The organism is Paenibacillus filicis (assembly GCF_038070315.1).
In the GTDB taxonomy this organism is placed as follows: domain Bacteria; phylum Bacillota; class Bacilli; order Paenibacillales; family NBRC-103111; genus Paenibacillus_G; species Paenibacillus_G filicis.
Window position 1 is genome coordinate 72,180 of record NZ_JBBPCC010000026.1, and the last position, 25,072, is coordinate 97,251.

The following is a 25,072-nucleotide window of genomic DNA, read 5'->3' on the forward strand; positions in this document are numbered from 1 at the left end:
GACTATAAACGTCAGACATTTGTAAGAAAATCATCCGGTCTTTCGTCAGAATGTTCAGGTACACTGAATATTGTGGTTACCCGTTAGCGCGCGTAAACGACAAACCCATTACTCGGCAAGGTGGTTCATATGATCTTAGGCAACGTATTGATTGTGGATGACGATGAAGAAATCCGCGAAGCTATCGCTCTCCATCTGAAGCAAGAAGGTCTTACGGTCTTTCTGGCCCGTGACGGTCTGGAGGCATTGGAGCAGCTGGAGAAGCATGAGATTCATCTGATCGTATTGGATGTGATGATGCCCAGGCTGGATGGCCTGCAGGCGACCTTCCGCATCCGGGAGACACGAAATATTCCGATCGTGATTGTATCGGCCAAAAGCGAGGACACGGACAAAATTCTCGGACTGAATGCCGGTGCCGACGATTACATCAGCAAGCCGTTCAATCCGCTGGAGCTGACAGCACGTGTCAAGTCCCAGCTGCGAAGATACACGCATCTGGGCACCTATAAGGGGAGCGATGATGTCATTCAGATCCGGGGTCTGCTGTTGAATAAAAGCGCCAAGACGATGGAGGTGGACGGACAGGAGGTTCGTCTGACCGCAACGGAATACAAGATTCTGGAGCTGCTGATGGAGCATAAGGGTCGTGTCTTCTCGATCGAGGAAATTTATGAGCTCGTGTGGGGAGAGCCCTGCTTCAATAGCGAGAATACCGTGGCCGTCCATGTCCGTCGCATCCGCGAGAAGATCGAAATCAATCCGCGGGAACCGAAATATTTGAAGGTGGTATGGGGCATTGGGTACAAAATGGAGAAATAAGGCTGTAGCGATCGGGGGTTGGATTCTGCTGGTGGCAGTAACCTCGGCAGGCATACTGATAGCACTGGACATTGGGAGGCTACAGGCTTCGTTATCCAAGTCCTCCTATTGGAAGCCTAATCTATACAATCAAGCTATCTTCAATGTCAGAGATATTGTAAAGTACCGGGTGGACTTCAAGGACTTTGACAGCCTGAGCGATCAAGAAAAACTGGGAGGTCAGCTGGAAGGACTCAAAAATGAGCTTAAAGAAGAAGTTGCCCAAACGAGCTGGAATGCAGAATTCGAGTACCCAGTGGGACTGGTAAGCAAGTTTCAAGAGCAGTCACGGGAATCTTACAGGATGCTGCTTAGGCTGTTGGTCGAGCAAAAGATTCTTGGGAAGAAAAACGAATGGGATCCGGAGTGGGAGGCGGCATGGAACGCGATGTATCCACAGCTTGCTCTCGTTCGGCTCAAAGAGCTGGAAGCGGAGTACAGGCATGTGAAGCAAGCCGTCGGCTGGATCGACGGTATCGTTACCTATACGCTTACCGATCTGCAGACCTCGAGGGTCTATACGAATCGCCAAAGCGGACTGGAGGCGGAACAGCCATTAACGAATACCCGTGAGGTGCGCACGCTTGTTTTTCCTCTGACGGCGTCTTCCGATGATGTAGGGCTGAACGAGCTTAGTGCCTATTTTGAACAGAACCATTTGAAGGGAATCTTTTCTTTTAACGCTGCCGTGAAGCCCAAAAATGAAGCCAATGGGATCAATATGTCCTTCTATGAGGACTATATCGGGCGATTTCAGACGATAGAGAGAATACGTGAGGGGCTGCGGTCCTTAGCTGGATGCTTGATTCTTGCTGTAGTTCTGCTTGTATACACAAAGCGCAGCAAGGTCCGGCAAAACCTAGCTATCCAATGGAGCACGATCTACAGAAAGCGTATTCCTGTTGAGCTTCGGATAGGAATATTGCTTTGCGTAAGCTTGGGGCTGCTCAGTCAATTTTGGACTAAGTTCATAGATGCTCCTGATTACTTATTCTTTCAACCGGTCAACTGGCTGCCGCTAAGTTGTTTGATCGGATATTTAAGTATAGGGTTCCGGGATATCAGGATGTGGTGGAAGGGGCGAGCACCTAGCAGCGAACAAGGAGAGGGCAGCTTGTTAGTCAGAAGCTTGCACTCCATCCGCTCTCCCTGGCTGGTCCGGAGTCTACTGTGGAAGACGCTGCTTATTCTCGGGTTGACGGCGTTGGTCGGACCTGCGATCAGCATGGCACGGGAAAACGGTGTGCTGTACGGAATGGAGTCTCGAGCCTGGATTCCGCTCAGTTATGTAATCTTGTACACCGTCACAGTCATCCCCTATGTGCTGGTTCAGATCGGGGTGCTAAGCCGCATGATGGCCGGAGTCCGTGAGATGGCGGCAGGCAATCTGAGCGTAGAGATCCCGGAGGGGCAAGGTAAGGGAGAGCTGGAGCAGATGGTCCGGCAGCTAAGCGGCTTGCAGGCAGGCTTTCGCTCGGCGCTGGAGGAGCGGCTGACAAGCGAGCGGCTCAAGACGGAGCTGATCACGAATGTATCGCATGATCTGAAGACGCCGCTTACCTCGATGATCAGCTATATTACGCTGCTGCAATCCGATGAGCTGGAGCCGGAGGAGCGCGGACGTTATATACAGGTACTAGACCGCAAATCACAGCGTCTGAAGGTGCTGATCGACGATCTGTTTGAGGTGTCCAAGCTGGCCAGTGGAGCGGTGGAGCCTGTGCTGGAGCCCGTTAATCTGGCGGCGCTGCTGCAGCAGGCGGTAGCCGAGTTCAGCGACAGGCTGGAGGCGGCTGACCTCAGAGTTGTTCTCGATCTGGGTCCTTCACCGGCTATCGCTATGCTGGACGGGAAGAAAGCGTGGAGAGTGCTGGAGAATCTCTTGCAGAACGTGCTGAATTACAGCCTGTCGGGAACGCGGGTTCATATCAAGCTCGAAGAAGAAGCGGATTGCGTGTGTCTCCGGCTGAGCAATGTTTCGGCTTATCCGATTGACTTCGATCCGCAGGAACTGTTCGAGCGCTTCAAGCGCGGTGATCAATCCCGCCATACGGAGGGCTCGGGTCTCGGGCTGGCGATTGCCCGCAGCATCATGGAGCTGCAGGGAGGGCAGCTTCGAATCGATATTGACGGCGATTACTTCAAGGCCGTAGCTATATTCAGGAAGCCTGCTCCCGCACGGGAGGAGTGATCTGAGCAGGCAACCGTCGGGAAAAGTGGTTATTAAAGATAAATATTGCTTAGAATCATAAAATTTTCTTTACAAGTGAGTGATTTTCCCCCTCTGCGGCGTCTATTAGGTATCAGGTCCGAACGTCTAGTGCAGCTAAGGGGAGAACGGCATGTCTGCATGCTCCTCGGGGAGCTGCTGTGAAGCGCTTGCCAGTCTCTACCGGAACTGCGTCAGGATACAAACCCGATTCGGAAAGCGTCGGCTGCCGATCCGGGAAAGAGAAGAGGGAGTTCAGTGAGGGGCACGGTGATACCTGAGAGGGAGAAGGACCAGCTGCAAGAGAACAAGAGGCTGTCATACGAAAAGAAAGCAGAGATCTTGAGGCGCTATGAGGCGCTCAGCTACGAGATCGCCCACTATCTTCTCCAGCATGAGGATGGGGCACAGGTTGCGGCCGCAGGCGCGCTGCGCGAGCTGTTCCAAGCGGATGATTTCTTCGGCCTGCCGGTAGCCGGCCAAACGGAACGGGTTCGTAAGGTGACGATGAAGCATGCGCTGCTGGTACGCAAGCAGGCAGTTTGCGGGACAGAGAGCGTCGGCTGATCGCGGGTGACAGCAGGATAGCGGCTGACAACCTCGGGAGCCTTCAGTCATACATATAGAGCGACCGGTCATGACTTGGGCATGACCGGTCGCTTATTGGTATTTCAGCTAGGGAACGCTTCACATATACGTATCGAGCAGAGTGCCTGTCATCGGCAGCGGCAGATAGCTGCCAAGTCTGCCGCCAGGAGTAACGGTGTAGCCGCCTAGCCCCCGCAGGGCGGTATTACGGGTCTCGAGCAGTTGGGCGGCGGTCATCGTCCGCATCGTGCTAGATGCTTCCGCCAGCCGGTCGGCGAAGCCTGCCAGCGCCTCTGTGGTTTCCTGTGGCCGCTCGGCCGTTCGCTTGGCGAACGTCTCCGGGTTCAGGACGATCGTATCGTCTGGCTGCCGTTCGAACCCGAGCTCCGCCAGCTGGTCGAACGGCAGCTTGGAGGAGAACTTGCGGGCTGTGGAGCGCAGCATGGCCCCTGCGTCGCCCAAGGCGGTGACGACATCGTTGTAGCCCTGGGCCAGCTGCTTGGCTGCCTTAACGGATGCTTCCGGTCCGGCGCTCAGTGAATGGCGTGCGGTCTCGGCCGTTTGTTTTGTCTGCTCGTTCTTGGCCGCGATATCGGCCAGATCGGCAGCAGTCTGCTTGGCGAAGCGGTCGAACCGGTGTCCGGCCATCGTCGAATCCGGAAACACCGCTCTGGTGATCCGTGAGACAGGACTGGTCCGCGACTGCTGGGCCCGATCGAACGCGACCCACTGCGCATGGGTTTCGTAGGTACGGAATACGCTTCCGACAGGTGCTATCATAGGAATGCCTCCTTTTGCTATGGCTTTAATCCGAAGCTGAGCTTTCTTCCATTATAACCCACAAGGCGGGCAAGCGTAAACGAAGGCTAATCGGGAAATCCACATAAAAGCAAGATTGACAGCCGTAAGCTCTTGCAGTAGATTAATAATAGTTAAATATTTAACTATATGAAGGTGAGCATGCGGTGAAGAAGATTCAGGAATATGTGAACAATCATTCGCTCGAGGTACAGGCTTTTTTTGCGTTGGTCGATACGACGGCCCGACTGATTGGCATCTCCGAGAAATATTGGCATTCGCTCGGGCTGAATGGAGCGCGCATCCGTCTGCTTGTGGAGATCGCCAAGGAAGGCGGCTCGGTCCTGCCGTCTACGCTGGCCGGCCGGATCGGAGTGACCAAGGCGAATATCAGCGTGCTGTTGGGCCCGCTGGAGCAGCTTGGCTACATCCGGAGCTCCAGCCATCCGGAGGACGGGCGCAAGCGGAGAATTGAGCTTTCCCCCGAAGGGGAGCGTCTGCTGTGGGAGGTACTGCCGGGTAACCGAGAGATCATAGCCGATCAGATGAAGAGCCTCGGCGAGTCGGAGCTGCGCCAATTGCTGGCAGCGCTCCATACCTTACAGAAAGGGGCAGTCTAACGGACGCCTTTCTTTTTTGATCATATAGTTAAATATTTAACTAAATAACGAAGAAGAGGTGTTTAGCATGAAGATCGTCATAACAGGAGCAACGGGCAATCTCGGGAAGCTGGTCGTCCGGCAGCTCATCGACCGCAAGCTTGGAGGGCAGCTGATCGTCAGCGTTCGTAAGCCGGAAGCGGCGGAACATTGGAAGAAGGAAGGCGTGGAGGTTCGATATGGCGATTATGACGTTCCGGCATCGCTGGTCTCCTCGTTCGAGGGAGCGGGCAAGCTGCTGCTGATCTCCTCTCCCCACCGGGATGACGTGGTCAGACTCCGCCAGCATCAAGCAGCCCTGGAGGCGGCCCGGGAGGCGGGAGTCCGCCATATCGCCTACACCAGCATGGCCTATGCGGACAAGGGCAAGCTGCCGCTTCATCGGCTTCACCTGGACACGGAGGAAGCGATCCGCCGCTCGGGTATCCCCTATACGATGCTGCGGAACAGCTTGTATATGGATCTTCTCCGGTTCCTGGGCCTGAGAGAGGCAATGGCCGGAGGTCTTCTGCTGAGCCCGCCGGGGGAATGGAGCTTTAATATCGCTGCACGGGAGGATCTGGCTGCTGCGGCTGCCGCCGTGCTGAGGGAGGAGGGCCACGAGAACCGGAGCTATGAGTTAACGGCTCCCCGAACCTGGAATCTGGCGGACCTGGCACGGGTCTTATCCGAGCTGTCAGGCCGTAAGGTTGTCCGCCAGACGGATGCTGCGCTGAATAGTCCGCTCTACAGCTCATTGACTCTATCGGATCTGAAGTCGGTATCCCCCGATCTGGAACGGCTTGCCGGGTACCCGCTTAGCTCGCTGCAGGATGAGGTGCGCAAGCTTCTGGATGCCCCTTCCATCGAGCCGCGGAGCCCCCGTGCTTGACCTCCTCAGATTGCTTACAGCCAGATGGCTTATTGCTTGCCCGGCGCGGGAGGAGAGTTAGGTTTGGAATGAGCCTGTTGCGCATGCAATCGTGATTAGGTCGTACTCACCCGCTGTGTCCCTTTTCTGTCGTTCATCGGTAAAAAGTACAGGGAATGAGGGCGTCTGGATTAACGTTTCATACGGTCGGCACATACGCTGAAGCATAGCCTGGGGTTCCGCTTACAGGACATCAGGCGGCTGAAAGGCGGGATGGCCATGCTCCGCAAACGTGTTCCCAGACGCGATGACCGCGTCATTTATGAGCTTGTCGAGAAGGAACTGCTGCCCTTCGCGCGCGAGACGGTACCCGGGCTGCAGGTGACCCGCCCCGAGCTGCGCAAGCGCCTTCGCGGCTGTACAACCTATGTGGAGCTCGCTCCAGGCCGGCAAGCAGTAGGGTTTATCGCACTCCGCACCGACCGGGAACGCCTCACGGTGGAGCTGCTGGCTGTTCACCCTAGATACCAGGGCCATGGACTCGGTAAGCGGTTCATGCGGTTTGCCGAGCGGAAGGCTCAGCTGCTGCATCTGCCGGAGATCGTACTGTGGGTTGACGAAGGCAATGAACGGGCCCGCGGCTTCTATGAGCGGCTCGGCTATATACCGGTTCATTTCGACCCGGCTATGCGCTGCTACTTGCTAACCAAGAGGCTTACGTTCGCGGGAGCGTGACAGGTTTTTCTCTCTTATTTTCCAATTCCGGAAACTGTCGAGACGGGCCCTTGCTTCGGGAGCCGCCTGCTGCCGTCTGACCGGTGACAGGCGGCTTCGCTCTGTGCATGTACGACGGGCGGATCAAATCAGAACAAACAGCAAGGCGATCAGAGCCAGATCGAGAATGAACCGGCCGCGTCCGGGGAAGAAGGGGTTAGGCGGATACGGGTACGGCCCGTAAGGGTAGGCTGACGTTTTGACAGCCTCGCCGGCTTTCGAGATCAGGGCCTTGCCGTTCTTGCCAGCGCGGCCATTCGTTTTCTTGAGGGCTCTAGCTCTGGCTTTCGCCGAAGCCTGCGCCTCGACGATAGCTTCGCCGCCCTCTTCCTCGGCACCGAGTATCAGCCTTCCGTCCTCGATCCGGGACAGAATACCGTAGACTTCGCTGCCGTCATGCATAATGATCAGTACGGGCTTGCCGTAATGAGACTTGCATTCTGCTTCGGAAATCGGGTAAATCCGCTTCATGCTGAAACACACCCTTCGCTGGACTGGTTTTATGCCTACACTGTCAACTTATGCCGATACCGCCCGGGTGCACTGGGCAGATGGCCCTGCGGAACGCGCCTATTTTTTTCGGGTATGCGCTCTAGCTGTCTGGGACATACTGAATCATAGATTGATAGATTCGGAAGCGGACGAGGCGGAAGGGGCGGATCGGCGATGAAGAAGACATGGGTGCTGGGCATGCTGGCATGCCTGCTGCTGGGATGGATAGCGGTATGGAGGGTGCAGGCGGAGCCGAAGGGCGGGCCGGAGGATTCGGCTTCTTACCGCGATACCCGGCTGCTGCTGCAGGCCTCCGCCGAGGCGCTGGGAGCGGAGGCAACAGTCAAGCTGACGCTCAAGAAGGGCGGAGAGGCTGCCCCTGTGTCCGGCGAGACCGGCTTGCTGGTCATGGGCCGCGTCTGGAGCGAGCGGCTTGGCATGGAGCCGGCCACCGCGCTGGCCGAGCAGCAGGGACATGCGGTCTACCGGCAGGAGCGGACGGCTGATGGCTGCAAGCAGACTCTGCTGCTGACCGAGTTGACGGAGAACTCGTCCTACGTCATCGTCCGCGCAGAGTGCGAGGATTTCCCTGTGGGAGCGGCAGACCGCGCAGCAGACATGCAGCAGCGCATAGACACTGCGCTTGCAGGTTCCTTCCGTGAGGGAGCCTGGAACGTTATCGTACAGGGCGGGCTTGTCGAGCGGACAGAAAGCGGGGCGCAATCGGCGCTTGACAAGTCCCTGCGACTGCTGCAAGCTGAGGAGCTTGAGCGCTATGAGGACCGGGGTACGATCAGCCGCTCCTACGGCTCTGACCGCCTGGCCGGCTTCGTGCTCAGCGGGTCCCGGAAGGTGCATGTCCAGGCTGCGCTGCACAGCAATTCCGAGGATGGAAGCTGGAGATTGACGCTCGGCACACCCGTTATTACGACTGAGTATTGAAAGTGGTTCTCATTTTGGGTATGCTAAAGGGAACAGGTTAGGCGATACTTTCGCCTCCCGATATCCCATACCATTAAAGAAAGAATGAGGGAAACCATGACGAATGCTGTATTTCTAATTTTCGGAGCGACCGGTGACTTGGCCAGACGCAAGCTGTTCCCGGCTTTTTACAGCCTGTATCGGGAGCGCAAGCTAGGGGACAAGTTCGCCGTAGTCGGACTGGCGCGCCGTCCTCGTTCGAATGAGCAATTTCGCGAGGATGTACTGGAGTCCATTAAAGAGTTTGCGCGTTACAACGTAACCAAGGATGAACAGTGGGAATCGTTCGCCGAGCATTTTGAATATATGTCACTGGATATCAATAATGTAGAGGGCTTCCGCGAGCTGGGCAGCCTGACGGACAAGCTGGATGCGAAGTTCGACATCGGCGGCAACCGTCTCTCTTATCTGGCACTTTCGCCAGAGCTGTTCGGCAGCGTATCGCATAACATCAAGGCAGGCGGACTGCTGGAGACGGACGGCTGGCATCGGCTTGTGATCGAGAAGCCGTTCGGCTATGATCTGAAGTCAGCTGAGAAGCTGAACGCCGAAATCCGCCAGGTATTCGAAGAAAAGGATATTTACCGGATCGACCATTACCTGGGTAAGGAAATGGTACAGAATATCAATGTCGTGCGGTTCGCGAATGCGTTCTTCGAGCCGCTGTGGAATAATAAATATATTGCCAACATTCAGATTACGCTGAGCGAAACGGTCGGCGTAGAGGAGCGCGGAGGCTACTACGACCGCTCCGGAGCTTTGCGCGATATGACGCAGAACCATATGCTGCAGATGCTGGCGATCATGGCCATGGAAGCGCCGAGCCGGATGCATCCGGAGAGCATCCGGGATGAGAAGGTGAAGGTGCTGGGCAGCCTGCGCGGCTTCGAATCGGCAGCTGACGTACTGGCTAACACGGTGCGCGGTCAATATGCGTCGGGACTAATGAACGGACGCGAAGTTCCGGGCTACCGCCAGGAGGACAAGGTGAACCCCGTGTCCAACACCGAGACGTACTTCGGGGCGCGTGTGTTTGTCGATAACTTCCGCTGGGCGGGCGTACCGTTCTACATCCGTACTGGCAAGCGGCTTCCGGTCAAGACAACCGAGGTTGTCGTCGAATTCAAGAATGTGCCGAACAATGTATATCTGGCCCGGAAGCATAAGCTTGAGCCGAATCTGCTCGTCTTCCGCGTGAACCCGATGGAGGGCATATATTTCAAAATGAATGCCAAGCAGCCGGGCTCGGAAGGCTCGGTCGTGCCGGTAGCCATGGATTTCTGCCAAAGCTGCCAGGTCGGTCTGAATACGCCGGAAGCTTATGAGCGGCTGCTGCATGATGCAGCGCGCGGCGACTCGACCTACTTTACCCGGTGGGATGAGGTGGCGTTGGCCTGGAAGTATGTGGACCAGATCGCTGCCGCTTGGGCGGAGAATCCAGAGAAAGCCGACGATCTGCAGCACTATCCGGCCGGTACATGGGGACCAGAGAAGGCGCAGCGCCTGATCGAAGAAGACGGCTTCCGCTGGTGGCCGGTTAACGGCCAGGACGAGGGCGAAGTTGCCTGGGAGTTCGTTCAGCGCTAAGCAGCTTGCGGGTCCTGAGCCCAGCTGAGCAAAGATGTAAGAGAAAGAGACGTGGAGGGCAAGCCGCCCAAAACCGTCTCTTTTTTTCACTTCCTGAATTATGATATGATGAAGAGTAAGCGCTCAGATTGCAAGGGGGAAATAAAGATGTCCAGACGCAAGTTTCTGGGATGGCTGATTTGGTTTTTTCTATGGATCGGCGCCGCCTTGTTCGGTCTGGTCAAGCTGCTTGAGAAGTCGGTATCGACGCAACAGGCGGCCAAGGGCTCCCGTCCGGAGGGACTTGCCAGTCCAAAGCCGGAGACCGGGACTGAGCCGCAGGGAAACAAGAGCTCGGACGCTCCATTGGCATCGTTTCTGATTCTTAGCGATTTGCATATTTCTCGTGATGATCCCGATACGATCCGGCGGGTGAATGCGGCCTTCGCCGATCTCACGGAATTCCAGACACCGATCGAGGCGCTGCTGTTCACCGGGGACTTGACAGAGTACGGGCGGGATAAGGACTACAAGGAACTGCGGAATCTGATGAACGGCTATGAGCTGCCGCCTGTCTATGCGAACATGGGCAACCATGATTATTATGACATCTGGATCGACAAGCTCGGCCGATTCAAGCAGGAGACGATGCCGAACGGCAAGACGGATTGGCAGTCACGCGAGCGGTTTCAGAAGTTTTTTGGCTTGCCTAAGCCTTATCACGATGCCTGGGTCAAGGAGCATCACCTGATTCTGCTGTCCCAGGAGACCTATGTGCAGGAGAAGCCCGATGTCGGCGAGGGAGCCTGGTATTCCGAGGAACAGCTCGAATGGCTGCGGGAGCGGCTGGCAGACCGCAAGGACAACCGGCCGGTGTTCATCATGACGCATCAGCCGCTGCCCCCTGCGGGACGGGATGGCCAGACACATCAGTTGATCCCCGCGATCCGTTTCCGCGAGATTCTGAAGCCCTACAAGAACGTGTTCGTGTTCTGTGGGCATGCGCATCAGGACTTTCAGGGCACGATCGAGCATTACGTGAAGGACGGCGGATTCCATTACTTTCATAACTCTTCGGTGGGACGTGTCATGAACCGGAAGTATGAGACGGTGAGCCAAGACAAGGCGCAGGGATTGTATGTGCAGGTCTATACGGACCGTGTGACGCTGCGCGGCCGGGACTTTATCTCCCGCAAGTGGCTGAGCGAGGCGGATTGGACGGTTCCACTGGGTTAATCCAATACATGTCAAGGAAGGAACAAGAATCTACATGAGCACGACAAATCGCGAGACTTTAGAAGGAGAGGTTGGCAAGCGCCGCACGTTCGCCATCATCTCTCACCCGGATGCGGGGAAAACAACGTTGACGGAGAAGCTGCTGCTGTTCGGGGGCGCTATCCGCCTAGCTGGAACGGTCAAGGGCCGCAAGGCCAGCCGTCACGCAACAAGCGACTGGATGGAGATCGAGAAGCAGCGGGGGATTTCGGTTACGTCGTCCGTCATGCAGTTCGATTATGAAGGACATCGGGTCAATATTCTGGATACTCCGGGTCACCAGGACTTCAGTGAGGATACGTACCGCACGCTGACGGCAGCGGACAGCGCCGTGATGCTGATTGACTCCGCCAAGGGGGTCGAGGCACAGACCAAGAAGCTGTTCCAGGTATGCCGCAAGCGGGGGATTCCGATCTTCACGTTCATCAATAAAATGGACCGTGAGGGACGCAACCCGTTCGAGCTGCTGGAGGAGCTGGAGAATCTGCTCGGCATCCGCTCCTATCCGATGAACTGGCCGATCGGCTCGGGCAAGCAGTTCAGCGGGGTGTATGATCGCAAGCTGACCCAGGTGGAGCTGTTCCAGGGCGACGATCATAAGGAGATTCAGGTTCAGCCAGTCACCGGGTATGACGATCCGATCGTGAAGAAGATCGCGGGAGAGTTCTTCTACGATCAACTGGTACAGGATCTGGAACTGCTCGATGTAGCTGGTGACGAGTTCGATATGGAGAAAGTGCGCACCGGTGAGCTGACACCGGTATTCTTCGGCAGTGCGATCAATAACTTCGGGGTGCAAACGTTCCTCGAGAACTTCCTGCAGCTGGCGCCGATCCCTGCGCCCCGCCGCAGCAATGAGGGAGAGATCGATCCGCTGAATGAGAAGTTCTCCGGCTATGTGTTCAAAATCCAGGCGAACATGAACCCGGCACACCGCGACCGGATCGCCTTCCTGCGTATCTGCTCCGGAAAGTTCGAGCGCGGGATGAGCGTCAAGCATGTGCGTGTCGGCAAGGATATCAAGCTGGCGCAGCCGCAGCAGTTTCTCGCACAGGACCGTGATATTGTCGAGGATGCGTTCCCCGGCGACATCATCGGTTTGTTCGACCCGGGAATTTTCCGGATCGGCGATACGCTCAGCCAGATTGGCGGTCTCCAGTTCGACGAGCTGCCTACGTTCTCGCCGGAGATTTTCTCCAAGGTGTCCGTCAAGAACGCGCTCAAGCACAAGCAGTTCCAGAAGGGTGTGGATCAGCTGACCGAGGAAGGCACGATCCAGGTATTCAAGACGATCGGCTTCGAGGATCTGATCCTGGGGGTTGTCGGCCAGCTCCAGTTCGAAGTGTTCGAGCACCGGATGAAAGGGGAGTACGGGGTCGATGTGCAGCTGTCGCGGATGACCTATCAGTTCGCACGCTGGCTGGTCGGCGACGATATCGACAACGGCAAATTCCGTATTAACTCCCAGCTTGTGAAAGATAAGAATGATAATTATGTGGCGTTGTTCGAGAATGAATATGCACTGCGGACAGCCATGGAGAAAAATCCGAATTTGAAGTTCCTGGAGACGGCACCTTAATACCCGTCCGGTTACGGTTATTAAAGCCTTCGCAATGCGGCCTTATGGCGGCAGGCGAAGGCTTTTTTGGCTATCCTGAGGCCACGAGAGCCCACGCGAACGAGAAGATGAGCAGACGGAATGGGGTGGACCCTTGGTTGTAGCTGTTAGGGGGATAACGGCTTATGTCCGGGTACAGCCGAGAGCTGCCATCGTGCAGCTTGTCGGAGGAGAAACACCGGGTAAATGCTATGGACGGTGGGCAGCTATCCATGACCGGGCCGGGTTATCCGGCATACGCTAGTAAGGGCGATGAGGGAGAAGAGCAGAGCGGGACGGAACGTGGAGCAGCGCATCATGCTTCCTCTATTTGCACAAGTCGACTACACCGCTCTTATAGCCATGACCGTTCCGCCGCTAATGGCCCAAGGTGACTGTGCTGTCGCCTGCTGAGCGCAATATCTCGGCTTGTCTGTTCCCGCCGATGGCGCAGCAATACATTCGGAAAGGTGGTTGACATGGGAAAGCGAACCTACCAGAGGCATGTTACCAGTAAATGGTCCAAGACTAAGGTACTGCTGTCGAATCCGGCGACTGCCCGGCATGTTCCCGATACGCGGCGGCTTTCACAGGGCACGCTGCAGAATATGCTCCGCACGTACGGCATGGTCTATGTAAAACCCAACAGCGGGACCTATGGAATCGGAGTGATCCGTGTCGAACGGTACGTATCGGAGGGAAAGGAGACGTATACCTATCATGCCGGGACGAAAATCCGGACGTTCCCTGCGTATGACGAGCTGTACCGCTCACTCTCCAAGCTCGTTCGTAAGCGGAAGTACCTCGCACAGAAGGGAATTCATTTATTAAAATACAAAGGCAAACGCTTCGATCTGCGGGTGATGGTGCAGCAGTCTCCAGTGGGGCGCTGGGAATCAACGGGTGTGATTGGCCGCGTCGCAGCACAGGGCAAGGCTGTGACCAATGTGCATAACGGCGGTAAGCTCAAGCCGGTGGAGTCGCTGCTGTCGGCTTATGCAGGAAGTCGCGAGAAGCAGCGGATCATTAAGGGTTTACGCTCGCTCGGCTTGTCGGTGGCGAAGCAGCTGCACGGGCGCTACCGGGGGCTCAAGGAGGTCGGTCTGGACGTAGCGATGGACGAAAAGCTGTTCCCCTGGATTCTGGAGGTTAATACATCTCCAGACCCGTTTATTTTCCGCAAGCTGAAGGATAAATCCGTCTTCCGTCGTGTGTACCGGTATGCAAAGGCGTATGGGCGGCTCTAAGCTAGCCCGGGTCATCAATTTGTTCACAAGGTCGAAGTCTATATGATGTGCGCCCGCGACGTCACCATTACCGTACCTGCATCACGCTTGCCTGCAAGCCCCTGTATTGACAGCATAGGGCGGTGCGGGAGATAATGAGCGCGTGCTAGTGTACTTTATATGGTGGATGTGCAAGGGGTGAGACTCATGATAACCCGCAAAGAAGTAGCCGCTATGGCCGGCGTCTCCGAGGCAACGGTATCCCGGGTGTTCAATGGTGTCGGGCCGATGAAAGAGGCAACCAAGCAGAAGGTGCTGGAGGCGGCAGCCGCGCTGAATTACCATCCGAATGCGATCGCGCAGAATTTTGCCCGGAGACGGAGCGGTAATCTAGGCGTCGTTCTTCCTTATGTTCCTAAAGTTCATATATTCTCGACCTATTATTTTGCCGAGGTGCTTAGCGGAATCGGAGAACAGGCCCGGAATTCGGGCTATGATATGCTGCTGATGTTCCGCGCTCCGGGGGAAGGCAGCGATTACAGCGGCTTCTTCCGCTCGCACAAGGTGGACGGCTGCATCATTCTCGGAGCTACGGATACGCCGCAGGAGAGGGAGGAGCTCAGGAAGCTGGAGGAATTCAGTTACCCGTACTGTCTGGTGAACCAGCAGTACCCGGGCGAGGATTTCCATCTGGTAGATGCCGATCACGTGCAGGGCAGCTATGAGGCGGTGCGTTACTTAATCGGTGAACAGCATCGCAGGATTGCCTTCCTCAACGGCTCTCCGGAGTATTCGAACAGTGCGGACCGCTGGCAGGGGTATAAGCGGGCGATGAAGGAATCGGGACTGCTGCAGCCGGAGCTGGAGCGTCCCGGCGACATGCCGGACGGGTGGTATTACGAGGGCAACTACAGCCGTAAAAGCGGGGTGGCTGCCGCACATAAGCTGGCCGCCTACCTCGCTTCAGGAGAAATCGACGGGATATTTGCCTCCAATGACAGAATGGCGATCGGGCTGATCCAGGGCCTGCGCGAGCTGGGCTATCAGCCTGGGCAGCATTATTCTATCATCGGCTATGACGATTCGGAAGCCTCGCGGGTCACGGATCCGCCGCTGACGACCGTAGCTGTACCTTTCTATGAGATGGGCTTTCTGGCAGCCAAGCGGGTGCTGGACAGGCTTAACGCCAATGGGCAAGAGGCTGTGATTCCTGATGCCTCTGCTCGCAGTATGCTGGATACCCGTCTCGTGATCCGTCAGTCCGTTAAGCTAAGCAGCGGGACAGACTAAAGAGACAGGGAAGCGGCGGATCCTGCCGCTGCTTCATCCCTGTCCCAGGCAAGCGATGATTGCCGATTAAGCCAGATGCTCCTTCAAGGTGGTAATCATAAGCGATTGCTGCTCGGAGGCGCTGTTCTTCCAGATGATCTCGAACAGCACCCCCAGTCCGGGCAGCACACGTTCCTCGCCGTCGATGGAGTCTTGGACGATATCGAGCAGCTCTTCATCGTTTTTATCATGCATACGCTGGAGGATGGCTTGTCTTAAATTCAAATTCATGGCATGGCTCCGCCTTTCACTTTTCATTCGTTACTGCCCCTATAATATGCTCCAATTGCCGCCCAATCATGCTCATGGGACTCGGCGGGAGCCCATTGGACTTCTATTCGTTGAATTCTTTATAATACTACATAGATGCATCGTACCCGCGTTATTTCTATGCTTCGCAAGGAGAGGGAGAGCGCAATGAAAAAACAATTTGCCGTTATTGGTTTGGGCCGGTTCGGCTTCAGTGTAGCCAAGACGTTGTCGAATCTCGGTTACGAGGTGATGGCGATCGACGCCAGCGAGGACCGGATTCAGGAAGCATCTCAAGTCGTCACCCATGTCGTGCAGGCGGATTCGACCGACGAGGAGGCCATCCGGGCACTCGGACTCCGTAATTTCGATGTTGTGGTCGTTGCGATCGGCCAGGACATTCAAGCCAGCATCCTGTCGACGATCATCCTCAAGGAGATCGGAGTTCCGAAGGTCGTCGTCAAGGCGCAGACGGAGCTGCACGGCAAGGTGCTGCGCAAGGTCGGGGCGGACAAGGTGATCTACCCGGAGCGGGATATGGGTCAGCGTGTGGCGCATCATCTGATCTCCTCGAACATCATCGATCATATCGAGCTGTCGGAGGACTACAGTATTGTAGAGATCGGGGCATCGCGGCAGATGATTGGCCGCAGCCTGAGACAGTTGGATATCCGCGCCAAGTACGGCTGCAACGTGCTGGGCATCAAGACTGGAGAGCAGATAAACATTGCGCCGAATGCCGAGGACTTGATCCGCGAACAGGATGTGCTCGTGATCGTCGGCAAAAATTCGGATTTGGAGCATTTCGAAAAAACATTCGCTGAATAGAATAAAAGCCAACCGCTGTAGAATAGAGGGAGTAACCATTGAACGACAAACATTCCAAGCCGCCTGAAGTGATTAGCTCGGCGCAAAATCCGCGGGTTAAGCAATGGGCCGAGCTGCAAAGCCGCAAGGGCCGCGACAAATCCGGAAGATTCATTATCGAAGGCCTGCACCTGGTGGAGGAAGCGCTGAACTCGGAGCTTGTACCGCCTGAAACAGTGGTTTATGCGGAGGACCGCAAGGCCGTCTGCGCCCCCTTGCTGGCCCGCGCGCGGGCTGCAGGGATCGAGTGTGTGGCTGTCGCCGAGTCTGTGCTTGCCAAGTGTACGGACACGCTGACGCCTCAGCCGGTATTTGCGGTCGTGCCCAAGCTGCCTTGGCGGTTATCCGATCTGATGAAGCCTGCCGCGGCCGGCACTGCTTCCGCGCTGGTTATCGCCATCGACGGCATGCAGGATCCGGGCAATCTCGGTACGATCATCCGCAGCGCCGATGCCGTCGGCGCGACCGGAATCGTGCTGGGCAAGGGCACCGTCGATCTGTATAACCCAAAGACCGTGCGTTCGACGATGGGCTCGCTGTTCCATCTGCCGATCGTGTCGGCGGATCTGACGGAATGCTTGCCGCAGGCTGCGGAGGCCGGGGCACAGGTAATCGGGACCAGCCTGCAGGGTGCCGTTCCGCTGTATGATTGCGACCTGCGGCCAGCTACCTGGATCGTCATCGGCAATGAGGGACAAGGCGTGTCCGAGGCCGTCAGCGAAAGGGTCGGCCGTCATGTGCTGATCCCGATGCAGGGCCGGGCAGAGTCGCTGAACGCCGCGATGGCGGCGACGGTGATGCTGTTTGAGGCTGCGCGGCAGCGGGGATTTTAGCGAAACCGTAATTCCTGTCCATTGTAAGCTGTCATTCACTTTGGCAGTAATTGTAACGTCATTTGGCAGTCAGCCGTACCGATTTTTTGTCATAAAAATTGCCCTATAATTTTCGTGCAAACCTCTGGTACTACTGCATTCTTTACGTACAGTGCTACCCAGAGATCACCAGAAAGATCTCTCTGGAACATTTCGAAAAACAACATGCTAGCTATTATAAAAAGCAGCCGTTCCCAATCGGGATGGCTGCTTTTTGCATGACGAATCACTGTTGTTCGGCTACATTTTTGTTTACTCTACGAATTCGGAGACAGCTTGCCTACCTCTTTCATTCTTTTCTTTGATAGCTTGAATTTCGTCAGATGAAATATCAATGAAATTAATAATCATGAAATCCTAGCAAAAATTTCTTTATTACTTGCATAAAAACACACTGTTCAAGTAATAATATGGAAAATTTTTAAGGAGTTTTGTGAACATGATTTCTTCGCTGAGTTCGGGTACCTATCCTCAAGAAATGATTAGCGCGGACATAGCGGGGAATGAAGCGTTGCTCCGGCGTGTTTTTGAAGATTGTTTCGACGTCGCCTTTCAACGGGTCGATTTGTCTGATGAATGTTCGATTCTTATGGTATATATCGATGGAATGATCGACAAGAATGTATTCAAATCAACGTTATTCCAATCATGGATTGTGGAAAAAATTGGGTTAGTTAAGGAGGGGAAAGTCGATTATCCGACTCTGAAAGATCATTTTGCAGCAGTACGCCCGATTCAAAACGAAAATCGTCTACAGGTAATCATCGAATCCATCTTGCGAGCTTATCTGGCTATCTTTGTCGATGGTCAACCGAAAGCAATTCTCCTGGAAACGTCTGATTGGGAGCACCGGGGAGTGGAAGAGCCGGCCTCCGAGATAACCATACGTGGGCCTAGAGAGAGCTTTACCGAGATGCTTCAAACGAATACAAGCTTAATTCGCCGAAGAATTCAGACGCCAAAACTAAAGCTTGAATCCGTCGTCCTCGGCACTATTTCCAAAACGAGAGTCGTTATCGCCTACGTGGAGGGACAAGCACCTCGAGACTTAGTCGAACTCATCAAACATCGAGTATCCGGCATTCGGGTGGACATGGTGCTCGATTCCGGCTACATTGAAGAATTCATCGAAGACAAATCATTCACCCCTTTCCCTCAAGTCATGAATACCGAGCGTCCAGATATTGTAGCTGCTAACCTAGTTGAAGGAAAAGTCGCTATATTAACAGACGGAACACCTCAAGCCCTTATCGTACCGATGACGTTCTGGATGACATTTCAAGCGGCCGAAGATTATTTCGAACGATTTTTATATTCCACTCTGCTTAGATGGACCCGTTTCATTCTGTTCTCTATTTCCTTATACCTTCCTTCGATGTACGTGGCGATTACGACGTTCCATCCGTCGTTGCTTCCGACAAACTTCTTGCTAAGCATCACGTCGGCTCGCGAAGGCGTTCCTTTCCCGGCCGTCATCGAGGCACTGTTGATGGAGTTTCTGTTCGAAGGCTTACGCGAGGCTGGAGTTCGCTTGCCAAGAGCCGCCGGCTCAGCTGTCAGCATTGTCGGCGCCTTAGTTATCGGGGAAGCCTCAGTCCAAGCGGGAATCGTTTCCGCTCCAATGGTTATCATTGTCTCTCTAACTGGGATAGCATCGTTTGCGATTCCCCGTTACAACATGGGTATCGCCTTCCGAATTCTTCGTTTTCCAATCCTTATTATTTCAGGGGCGCTTGGCTTATTCGGAATCACCATGATGAGCATCATCATCTTGATCCACCTGGTCAGGTTAGAGTCGTTCGGTGTCCCTTATTTAACACCGATTGCTCCTTTTCAACCCAACCAAATCAAAGATGTTCTTATACGCGCTCCCTGGTGGAAAATGATTTCTCATAAAGCCTTAATTATTGGAAAACCCAGGCGGAGGTAACATGCGAATCAAAAAAGCTGGCTTGCTATTCGCGGCCATCCTTCTTCTACTTCCGTTAACTGGATGTTGGGATCGACGCGAATTGAACGACCGATTATTTGATTTGGGTTCCGGTATCGATTTTCTCAATGACGGAAATATATTGTTAATCGGACAATTCATGATTCCGCTTGAATCCAAAGGAACTGGTGCAGGAGAGAAAAAATCTTATTTCATCGAGACGGGTACCGGGAAAACCTTACCTGAATGTATCTTTGATTTGCAGATAAAATTATCCCGAAATATAACCCGTGGTCACCGGCGTAACATCTATTTTGGAGAAGATACGGCGAAGGCAGGTATCTCGGATATCATGGACTCGATCACCAGGGACCCCGATAGCCGGCTCAAAACAGATATATGGGTCGTGAAGGGGAAGAACGCCCTTGAGTTTATGCAAATGTCTTATCCGCTCGAAAAAATGCCTGTCATCGCTACTTCAAAAATTAGAGAGAACATCGGCAAGCAAATCGGCAATTCGCTTCTTGAGTTTTTAATCGAGTCAAACGCTGAAGGAAGCGGTCCTACACTTCCTGCCCTCGATATTCAGTACGATCCGAAACTCCAAAAAAAAACATTTCGTATTTACGGCCGTGCAATTCTTAACCGTAAACAGCAATTAGTCGGCTATTTCGATGCGTTGGAATCTGCTTATCGGTTATGGATCGTTAAAGAAACAAAACGCATGCCGGTAACAGTGCCCGTGTCGTCAAACAGAAAAGGAACGTTCAGCGTCGAAATCCAACGAACAAGATGCAAGGTACACACTGAAATTGAGGGCGACCGGGTAAAAATCGACGTCACATTAAATGGCAACGCTACTATACAGGAGAGCAACACGACGTTGGAGCTTCGAAATGTCGAAAATTTGCGAAATTACGAAGAGGAGTTGAACAGCCATATCGAAAAGGCCATGTTGAATATGATACAGAAAGCGCAAAAGCAGTTTCATATTGATGTGTTCCATTTCGGAAGAGCAATCAGCCGACAGCATCCCAGAGAGTGGAGAGATCTGAGCTCCCGATGGGAGCAAGAGTTTACAGATGCACAAATTACCGTTCATTCACGTGTGAAAATAAAGCGAATTGGACTCCAAGGGCCACCTCCATATATCGAATAAACAGTTAAGGAGCTAGAGATGAAGCTGACGAAATATCAATATTTTTGGCTATTACTTTCGATGGAAATCACAACTTTGCTGCTAGCACCCAGCATTACATTCGAAGAAGCTAAACAAGGCGCACCAATGGCCATGTTTTTCGCTGGTGCGGCATCCATGGTTGTTGCCTATATCGCGATTAAATTAAGCCTTCTCTATCCAGAGGAAACGTTTGTGGAATACGTCCCCAAAATCATAGGTAAATGGTTGGGCAAAACGATGATCTTCGCGTATCTGCTTCTTTGGATTTTCACAGCAGGCATGATCTTGCGACAATATGCGGATTTTGTTCATTCCGCCTTATTTATGGATACTCCATTTTGGCTCATCGTCCTATTCATGGCTTTTGTTATGGTATACGCGGTGTATGGAGGTCTCCATATCGTCGGACGTTGCAGTGAAGTCATCGGACCTCTCATCATCTTTAACATAACTGTATTCAAGATCCTAACCATCGTTAATTATCGCCCAGAACGTATTCTTCCACTCTTACCTTTCGAGGGCTTTATGCCGGTGTTACAAGGCAGCACGTTGGCTGCTTCTTACTTGAGCGAATCATTTATGATTGTGATGCTGGTCGCCTTCCTTACAGATAAAAAAAAGGCATTGTCCTCCGGATTGTGGGGGGTGGGAATCGCCGCGGTTATCCTTATTACCGGTGTCATCGACGTGCTGCTTATCATGGACAATGCCGTTCCAGCCAAGCTCCTGTATCCCATTTATTACATCACTCAATACATTTCCATCTTGGGATTCATTCAAAACCTCGATATTTTGTTGGTCGTTGGTACGATCTTTAGTTTTTTCATCAAACTATGCCTCTACATGTTTATGACTAGTTACGGAGCGGCTCAGTTGTTTCATATCAGGAAATGGCAGAACTTGATTGGGATCGTCGGCATCTTGATCATAGCTGTCGCCCTATTTCCAAGAAATGTGGACGAGTCTCAAATCAATTACCCTCAATTCTGGAGAAATATCGCCTTCCCTATTTTTCTATTCGGAATTCCACTATTGCTATGGATGATCGGAAAAGCTCGAAATCGGATGAAAAGTTAATTTTGTCATACTAGTGTTGCCGATGAACAATCAAAATGCCATTCCTCGAATAAAGTTACACCGCACATTATGAAAACAAACGCATAGGAACCTCATGTCATAAGCATACTAAAGGTTCTATATCGTAAAGGAGAGTTGCTAAAATGAATATAATGGAAAAGAAATTGTACACAGCTACCGTAAATGTAGAAGGCGGAAGGGAAGGCAAGGCGGTATCCAGCGATGGTGCTCTTGATCTGGACCTAAAAGTTCCCCGAGAATTAGGAGGACCCGGCGGACACGGAAGCAACCCGGAGCAATTGTTCGCAGCTGGTTTTGGCGCATGCTTTGAAGGTGCGATAGGCGTTGTTCTGAGGAAAAAGAGAATGAAATCGGAAGGTACAAAAATAACATCGCATGTTACGATTGGCAAGGATGTAAACGATGGCTTTGTCTTGTCCGTATACATGGACGTCTCTATTAAGGGTGTAGAGATGAGCGTCGCGAAACAAGTCGTCGAGGAAGCTCATGATGTTTGCCCTTATTCCCGAGCAACCCGCGGTAATATCGAAGTGATCACGACCGTAGTAGATTAATCTCTGTGCACCATCGACTACGTGAAGGGACATACACCTACGCGAAAGATCTGAATCTGCTCGCGTTGAAAAAATCGGTGTGCTTGGGCAAGCTTCACTTCGTTCTTGATCTTTATGGTTCGTCCTTCGCAGGGTATCCGGCGGGGGTGTTTTTCTTTTTCGTGGAATAATTTACGCGCTGATTCGATATTCCGCATAATGTATGGTCCATTGACGAAACCTATAGCGAAATTTACTTTCAACAGGAAAGTGAGGAATATTGAGTAATGACAAAAACCTACGATAAAGGAATTACGGGCTTATTATTGGTTGACCCCTATAATGACTTCTTATCTACGGAAGGTAAAGCTTATCCTCGTCACAAAGAAATATCGGAATCCGTAAACTTGCTCGGACATCTAAAAGCTACCGTTGATAAGGCTCGAAAAGTCGGTATCCGTGTTTTTTATGTTCCCCATCACCGATCTGAACCGGATGATTTCGATACTTGGTTATATCCAAATCCTAATCAGGTCAGAGCCAAAAAATCTCAAATATTTGCAAAAGGTTCATGGGGTGGGGAATTTCATCCCGATTTTCAACCTCAAAAGGGCGACGTGATGATCAAAGAGCATTGGTCTAGCAGCGGATTTGCGAACACGGACTTGGATCATCAACTGAAAATGCATGGCTTACAAAAGATTATCATTATCGGTTTGTTAGCCAATACATGCATCGAAGCGACCGCACGCTTCGGTTCTGAGCTGGGTTACCATGTTACTCTGGTTAAAGACGCTACAGCGGCTTATAGCAAAGAGGCTATGCACTCGGCGCATGAAGTTAATGGGCCTACGTTTGCTCACGCTATTGTAACAACGGAAGAACTTCTTGCTCTACTGTAAACGATCTGGGCGAAAGCATTACTATTAAGAGGAGGCTTACTTATGTCTAAGATTCGCGAAGACCTAACTCTCGCAAAGTCGAGCTTTAGTCACATTATCGACGTTCCGGTGGAAAAAGTAGATATTGGACAATGGATGTTTTCGCTTTCCGAAGCCGAATATCAACGTTGCTGTCCCCCGGACCATATTGCGATAGGAACAACCAAGACAGAAGACGGACGTCCAATGTCTATAAACGTGGAGAAAATCGGCACCAGTCTCTCGATCCAGCATTATGTCGGAGAGGTCGTCGAAAAACATAAATGCCGGATGGTCTCCACAACCGATATCTTTATTTCGAACGAGCAGCGAACCCAAATGAAAGTGATTTGGGAGCTTAGCGTAAAACCCGTCAACGCCGATCAAACCGAATTTACGAATTTCGTGGTGACCCATCCGTCGGAAGATTTATTAAGTATTTTTGAGAATCAGGGACTTACGTTTGAGCAGGCGTCCGCGTCCCGTCAAAAAATATCGGAAGATCACAATAGACGAGAGGCGCCTCTTTTCGCAGAAAGTATCGCACGCGCTGCACGTGGAGGAGTGCATTAGATTTGGTTTTATCGTGCCTTGTTCCAAAGGCCATCATTAATCACTCGAAGTCGCTCATTCCTGGGCGGCTTATTTATTTACGAGATTGTCTCATGAAGAACTCAGCGCTGTAGAAGTAAAGCCTATCTTTGAGGCCAACATTAAATACATAAAAAAGCGAACTTGGATTATAACCATACTTGTTAATTTATCAATATATTCATTCAAGAACGACCGTTCAAAATTATTCTTGACCGACCGTTCTTAATGTGTTAAATTAAGTGTACACATTTAAGAACGATTGTTCCAAATTGCTTGCGGGCGGTTGTTCTTGAATTGCTAGATTGCTTGGAAAGAAGGGAAATGGATGGTCAGAACAAGAGAGTTTGATGAAGATGCCGTTTTGCTTAAAGGCATGCGGTTATTCTGGGAACAAGGATATGAGAAAACATCCATGCAAGAACTAGTATCCCATATGGGGGTTCATAAGGGGAGCATGTATGCTACCTTTGGCGACAAGAAGTCCTTGTATGTAAGAGCATTGAAACACTATAGTGACAAGTTAGAGCAATCGTATAAGCTGCGTATAGCCGGCCTTTCTGCCAGGGAAGCAATTGAAATGTTGTTTGAAAGGGCAATTCATCCGGCAGAAGAAGAGGCCCCTGTGGGCTGCTTCATAGTGAATACAGCGGTTGAGTTGGCACAAAATGATGCTGAAGCAAGAGATTGTGTTCATCAGTTCTGGGATTTCACGGAACATTTAATACGTGACCTTCTTATAGAAGGTCAACAAACGGGGGAAATTTCCAAGGCGCTTAATGCAGAATGGCTTTCTCAATATTTCAACAATGCATTGATAGGACTTCGCGTTATGGCTAAAACCACAACAGACAGGGAGAAATTACATCAAATTATTCAAATAAATCTATCAGTATTAGAGTGATGATCTTTTAATGAAAAAGAGTGCAGACGAAATGAAAAGTTAAGTAAAAATGAAAGTTATCGATCAAGTGGAAGGGAATGAATAGCCATGTCAAACGTATATGATCAAGCAACAACAGCGCTTCTTTTGGTTGACCCTTATAATGATTTCTTGTCACCGGAGGGCAAGAGTTTCTCTCGTGCTAAAGAAGTAGCGGATTCCGTAAATTTGCTCGAACATTTAAAAGAAATCCTCAACGCTGTTCGAGAAGCGAATATTCAAGTCTTTTTTGTTCCTCATCACAGATCTGAACCGGATGATTTTGAAGATTGGATACACCCGACTCCGTATCAACTTCTTACTAAACAAAGACAGGTGTTTGCTAAAGGTTCATGGGGTGGGGAATTTCATCCCGATTTTCAACCTCAGAAGGGAGATGTGATGATTAAAGAGCACTGGGCCAGCAGCGGATTCGCGAACACTGACTTGGATCATCAGCTTAAAATGCATGGTGTACAAAAGATAATTATTATAGGCATGTTAGCCAATACATGCATTGAAGCGACTGCACGCTTCGGAATGGAGCTTGGCTACCATGTTACCCTTGTCAAAGATGCAACGGCTGCTTTTAGTAAAGAAGCTATGCATGCGGCGCATGAAATCAACGGCCCTACTTTTGCACATGCCATTCTAACAACAGAAGAACTTCTTGCAGTGTTATAAATGAATGTATCTTGTATTCCT

The 25,072-nt window shown here is 52.3% G+C and carries 26 protein-coding genes; 23 read left to right on the plus strand and 3 right to left on the minus strand.

Annotation, left to right across the window (positions count from 1 at the left end; genetic code table 11):
• Positions 1–129 precede the first annotated feature (129 nt).
• The 3 genes from WMW72_RS29860 (at position 130) to WMW72_RS29870 (ending at position 3,637) form a co-directional block, all read left to right on the plus strand.
• A complete protein-coding gene (locus WMW72_RS29860) occupies positions 130–822 on the plus strand; it encodes a response regulator transcription factor (RefSeq protein WP_341419233.1) in 693 nt (230 codons plus the stop codon).
• Positions 800–3,052: a sensor histidine kinase gene (locus WMW72_RS29865; RefSeq protein WP_341419234.1), complete on the plus strand. Its 2,253-nt coding sequence runs from the start codon at positions 800–802 to the stop codon at positions 3,050–3,052. The genes WMW72_RS29860 and WMW72_RS29865 overlap by 23 nt, the downstream gene beginning before the upstream one ends.
• Positions 3,053–3,412: 360 nt before the next feature.
• Positions 3,413–3,637 (plus strand): hypothetical protein, encoded by a 225-nt coding sequence (locus WMW72_RS29870; protein WP_341419235.1) that lies wholly within the window; start codon positions 3,413–3,415, stop codon positions 3,635–3,637.
• A gap of 120 nt (positions 3,638–3,757) precedes the next feature.
• On the opposite strand, the gene WMW72_RS29875 is transcribed toward WMW72_RS29870, so the two are convergent.
• Positions 3,758–4,438, minus strand: coding sequence for a hypothetical protein (locus WMW72_RS29875; protein ID WP_341419236.1), 681 nt, complete (start codon positions 4,436–4,438; stop codon positions 3,758–3,760).
• A gap of 185 nt (positions 4,439–4,623) precedes the next feature.
• Between WMW72_RS29875 and WMW72_RS29880 the strand changes: the two genes are divergently transcribed.
• The 3 genes from WMW72_RS29880 to WMW72_RS29890 all read left to right on the plus strand — a co-directional run bounded on the left by WMW72_RS29880 (position 4,624) and on the right by WMW72_RS29890 (position 6,700).
• The gene (locus WMW72_RS29880) at positions 4,624–5,076 is read left to right on the plus strand and encodes a MarR family winged helix-turn-helix transcriptional regulator (protein WP_341419237.1); all 453 of its coding nucleotides are present in this window, start codon (positions 4,624–4,626) and stop codon (positions 5,074–5,076) included.
• A 67-nt stretch (positions 5,077–5,143) separates the two neighbouring features.
• Positions 5,144–5,986, plus strand: coding sequence for an NmrA family NAD(P)-binding protein (locus WMW72_RS29885; RefSeq protein WP_341419238.1), 843 nt, complete (start codon positions 5,144–5,146; stop codon positions 5,984–5,986).
• Between the two features lie 258 nt (positions 5,987–6,244).
• The gene (locus WMW72_RS29890; RefSeq protein ID WP_341419239.1) at positions 6,245–6,700 is read left to right on the plus strand and encodes a GNAT family N-acetyltransferase; all 456 of its coding nucleotides are present in this window, start codon (positions 6,245–6,247) and stop codon (positions 6,698–6,700) included.
• A 123-nt stretch (positions 6,701–6,823) separates the two neighbouring features.
• Here WMW72_RS29890 and WMW72_RS29895 read toward each other — a convergent pair whose 3' ends face one another.
• Positions 6,824–7,210, minus strand: a complete 387-nt coding sequence (locus WMW72_RS29895) for a hypothetical protein (protein WP_341419240.1) — start codon at positions 7,208–7,210, stop codon at positions 6,824–6,826.
• Positions 7,211–7,405: 195 nt separating this feature from the next.
• Between WMW72_RS29895 and WMW72_RS29900 the strand changes: the two genes are divergently transcribed.
• The 7 genes from WMW72_RS29900 (at position 7,406) to WMW72_RS29930 (ending at position 15,166) form a co-directional block, all read left to right on the plus strand.
• On the plus strand, positions 7,406–8,173 hold the full coding sequence (locus tag WMW72_RS29900; protein ID WP_341419241.1) for a YwmB family TATA-box binding protein: 768 nt from the start codon (positions 7,406–7,408) through the stop codon (positions 8,171–8,173).
• Between the two features lie 96 nt (positions 8,174–8,269).
• Positions 8,270–9,799: a glucose-6-phosphate dehydrogenase gene (gene zwf / locus WMW72_RS29905; RefSeq protein WP_341419242.1), complete on the plus strand. Its 1,530-nt coding sequence runs from the start codon at positions 8,270–8,272 to the stop codon at positions 9,797–9,799.
• Positions 9,800–9,946: 147 nt separating this feature from the next.
• On the plus strand, positions 9,947–11,014 hold the full coding sequence (locus WMW72_RS29910; protein WP_341419243.1) for a metallophosphoesterase family protein: 1,068 nt from the start codon (positions 9,947–9,949) through the stop codon (positions 11,012–11,014).
• A gap of 34 nt (positions 11,015–11,048) precedes the next feature.
• Entirely contained in the window at positions 11,049–12,632 is a 1,584-nt protein-coding gene (locus WMW72_RS29915) for a peptide chain release factor 3 (protein ID WP_341419244.1), read from the plus strand.
• A gap of 133 nt (positions 12,633–12,765) precedes the next feature.
• Positions 12,766–12,915, plus strand: coding sequence for a hypothetical protein (locus WMW72_RS29920; RefSeq protein WP_341419245.1), 150 nt, complete (start codon positions 12,766–12,768; stop codon positions 12,913–12,915).
• Between the two features lie 214 nt (positions 12,916–13,129).
• Positions 13,130–13,897, plus strand: a complete 768-nt coding sequence (locus tag WMW72_RS29925) for a YheC/YheD family protein (RefSeq protein WP_341419246.1) — start codon at positions 13,130–13,132, stop codon at positions 13,895–13,897.
• A gap of 186 nt (positions 13,898–14,083) precedes the next feature.
• Positions 14,084–15,166, plus strand: coding sequence for a LacI family DNA-binding transcriptional regulator (locus WMW72_RS29930; protein ID WP_341419247.1), 1,083 nt, complete (start codon positions 14,084–14,086; stop codon positions 15,164–15,166).
• A gap of 66 nt (positions 15,167–15,232) precedes the next feature.
• On the opposite strand, the gene sspI is transcribed toward WMW72_RS29930, so the two are convergent.
• Positions 15,233–15,436, minus strand: coding sequence for a small acid-soluble spore protein SspI (gene sspI / locus WMW72_RS29935; RefSeq protein ID WP_341419248.1), 204 nt, complete (start codon positions 15,434–15,436; stop codon positions 15,233–15,235).
• A gap of 186 nt (positions 15,437–15,622) precedes the next feature.
• Here sspI and WMW72_RS29940 point away from each other — a divergent pair, with 186 nt between their 5' ends.
• The 10 genes from WMW72_RS29940 (at position 15,623) to WMW72_RS29985 (ending at position 25,051) form a co-directional block, all read left to right on the plus strand.
• Positions 15,623–16,282 (plus strand): potassium channel family protein, encoded by a 660-nt coding sequence (locus WMW72_RS29940; protein ID WP_341419249.1) that lies wholly within the window; start codon positions 15,623–15,625, stop codon positions 16,280–16,282.
• A 38-nt stretch (positions 16,283–16,320) separates the two neighbouring features.
• The gene (locus WMW72_RS29945) at positions 16,321–17,154 is read left to right on the plus strand and encodes a TrmH family RNA methyltransferase (RefSeq protein ID WP_341419250.1); all 834 of its coding nucleotides are present in this window, start codon (positions 16,321–16,323) and stop codon (positions 17,152–17,154) included.
• Between the two features lie 478 nt (positions 17,155–17,632).
• The gene (locus WMW72_RS29950) at positions 17,633–19,123 is read left to right on the plus strand and encodes a spore germination protein (RefSeq protein WP_341419251.1); all 1,491 of its coding nucleotides are present in this window, start codon (positions 17,633–17,635) and stop codon (positions 19,121–19,123) included.
• A gap of 1 nt (position 19,124) precedes the next feature.
• Positions 19,125–20,282, plus strand: a complete 1,158-nt coding sequence (locus WMW72_RS29955; protein WP_341419252.1) for a Ger(x)C family spore germination protein — start codon at positions 19,125–19,127, stop codon at positions 20,280–20,282.
• A gap of 18 nt (positions 20,283–20,300) precedes the next feature.
• Positions 20,301–21,380, plus strand: a complete 1,080-nt coding sequence (locus WMW72_RS29960) for a GerAB/ArcD/ProY family transporter (protein WP_341419253.1) — start codon at positions 20,301–20,303, stop codon at positions 21,378–21,380.
• A 152-nt stretch (positions 21,381–21,532) separates the two neighbouring features.
• Positions 21,533–21,955 (plus strand): organic hydroperoxide resistance protein, encoded by a 423-nt coding sequence (locus WMW72_RS29965; RefSeq protein WP_423227619.1) that lies wholly within the window; start codon positions 21,533–21,535, stop codon positions 21,953–21,955.
• Between the two features lie 266 nt (positions 21,956–22,221).
• Positions 22,222–22,836: a cysteine hydrolase family protein gene (locus WMW72_RS29970; RefSeq protein ID WP_341419255.1), complete on the plus strand. Its 615-nt coding sequence runs from the start codon at positions 22,222–22,224 to the stop codon at positions 22,834–22,836.
• 42 nt (positions 22,837–22,878) lie between these two features.
• Positions 22,879–23,427 (plus strand): hypothetical protein, encoded by a 549-nt coding sequence (locus WMW72_RS29975; RefSeq protein WP_341419256.1) that lies wholly within the window; start codon positions 22,879–22,881, stop codon positions 23,425–23,427.
• A gap of 346 nt (positions 23,428–23,773) precedes the next feature.
• Positions 23,774–24,349, plus strand: coding sequence for a TetR/AcrR family transcriptional regulator (locus tag WMW72_RS29980; RefSeq protein WP_341419257.1), 576 nt, complete (start codon positions 23,774–23,776; stop codon positions 24,347–24,349).
• Positions 24,350–24,436: 87 nt separating this feature from the next.
• On the plus strand, positions 24,437–25,051 hold the full coding sequence (locus WMW72_RS29985; RefSeq protein ID WP_341419258.1) for a cysteine hydrolase family protein: 615 nt from the start codon (positions 24,437–24,439) through the stop codon (positions 25,049–25,051).
• The last annotated feature ends 21 nt before the right edge of the window (positions 25,052–25,072 follow it).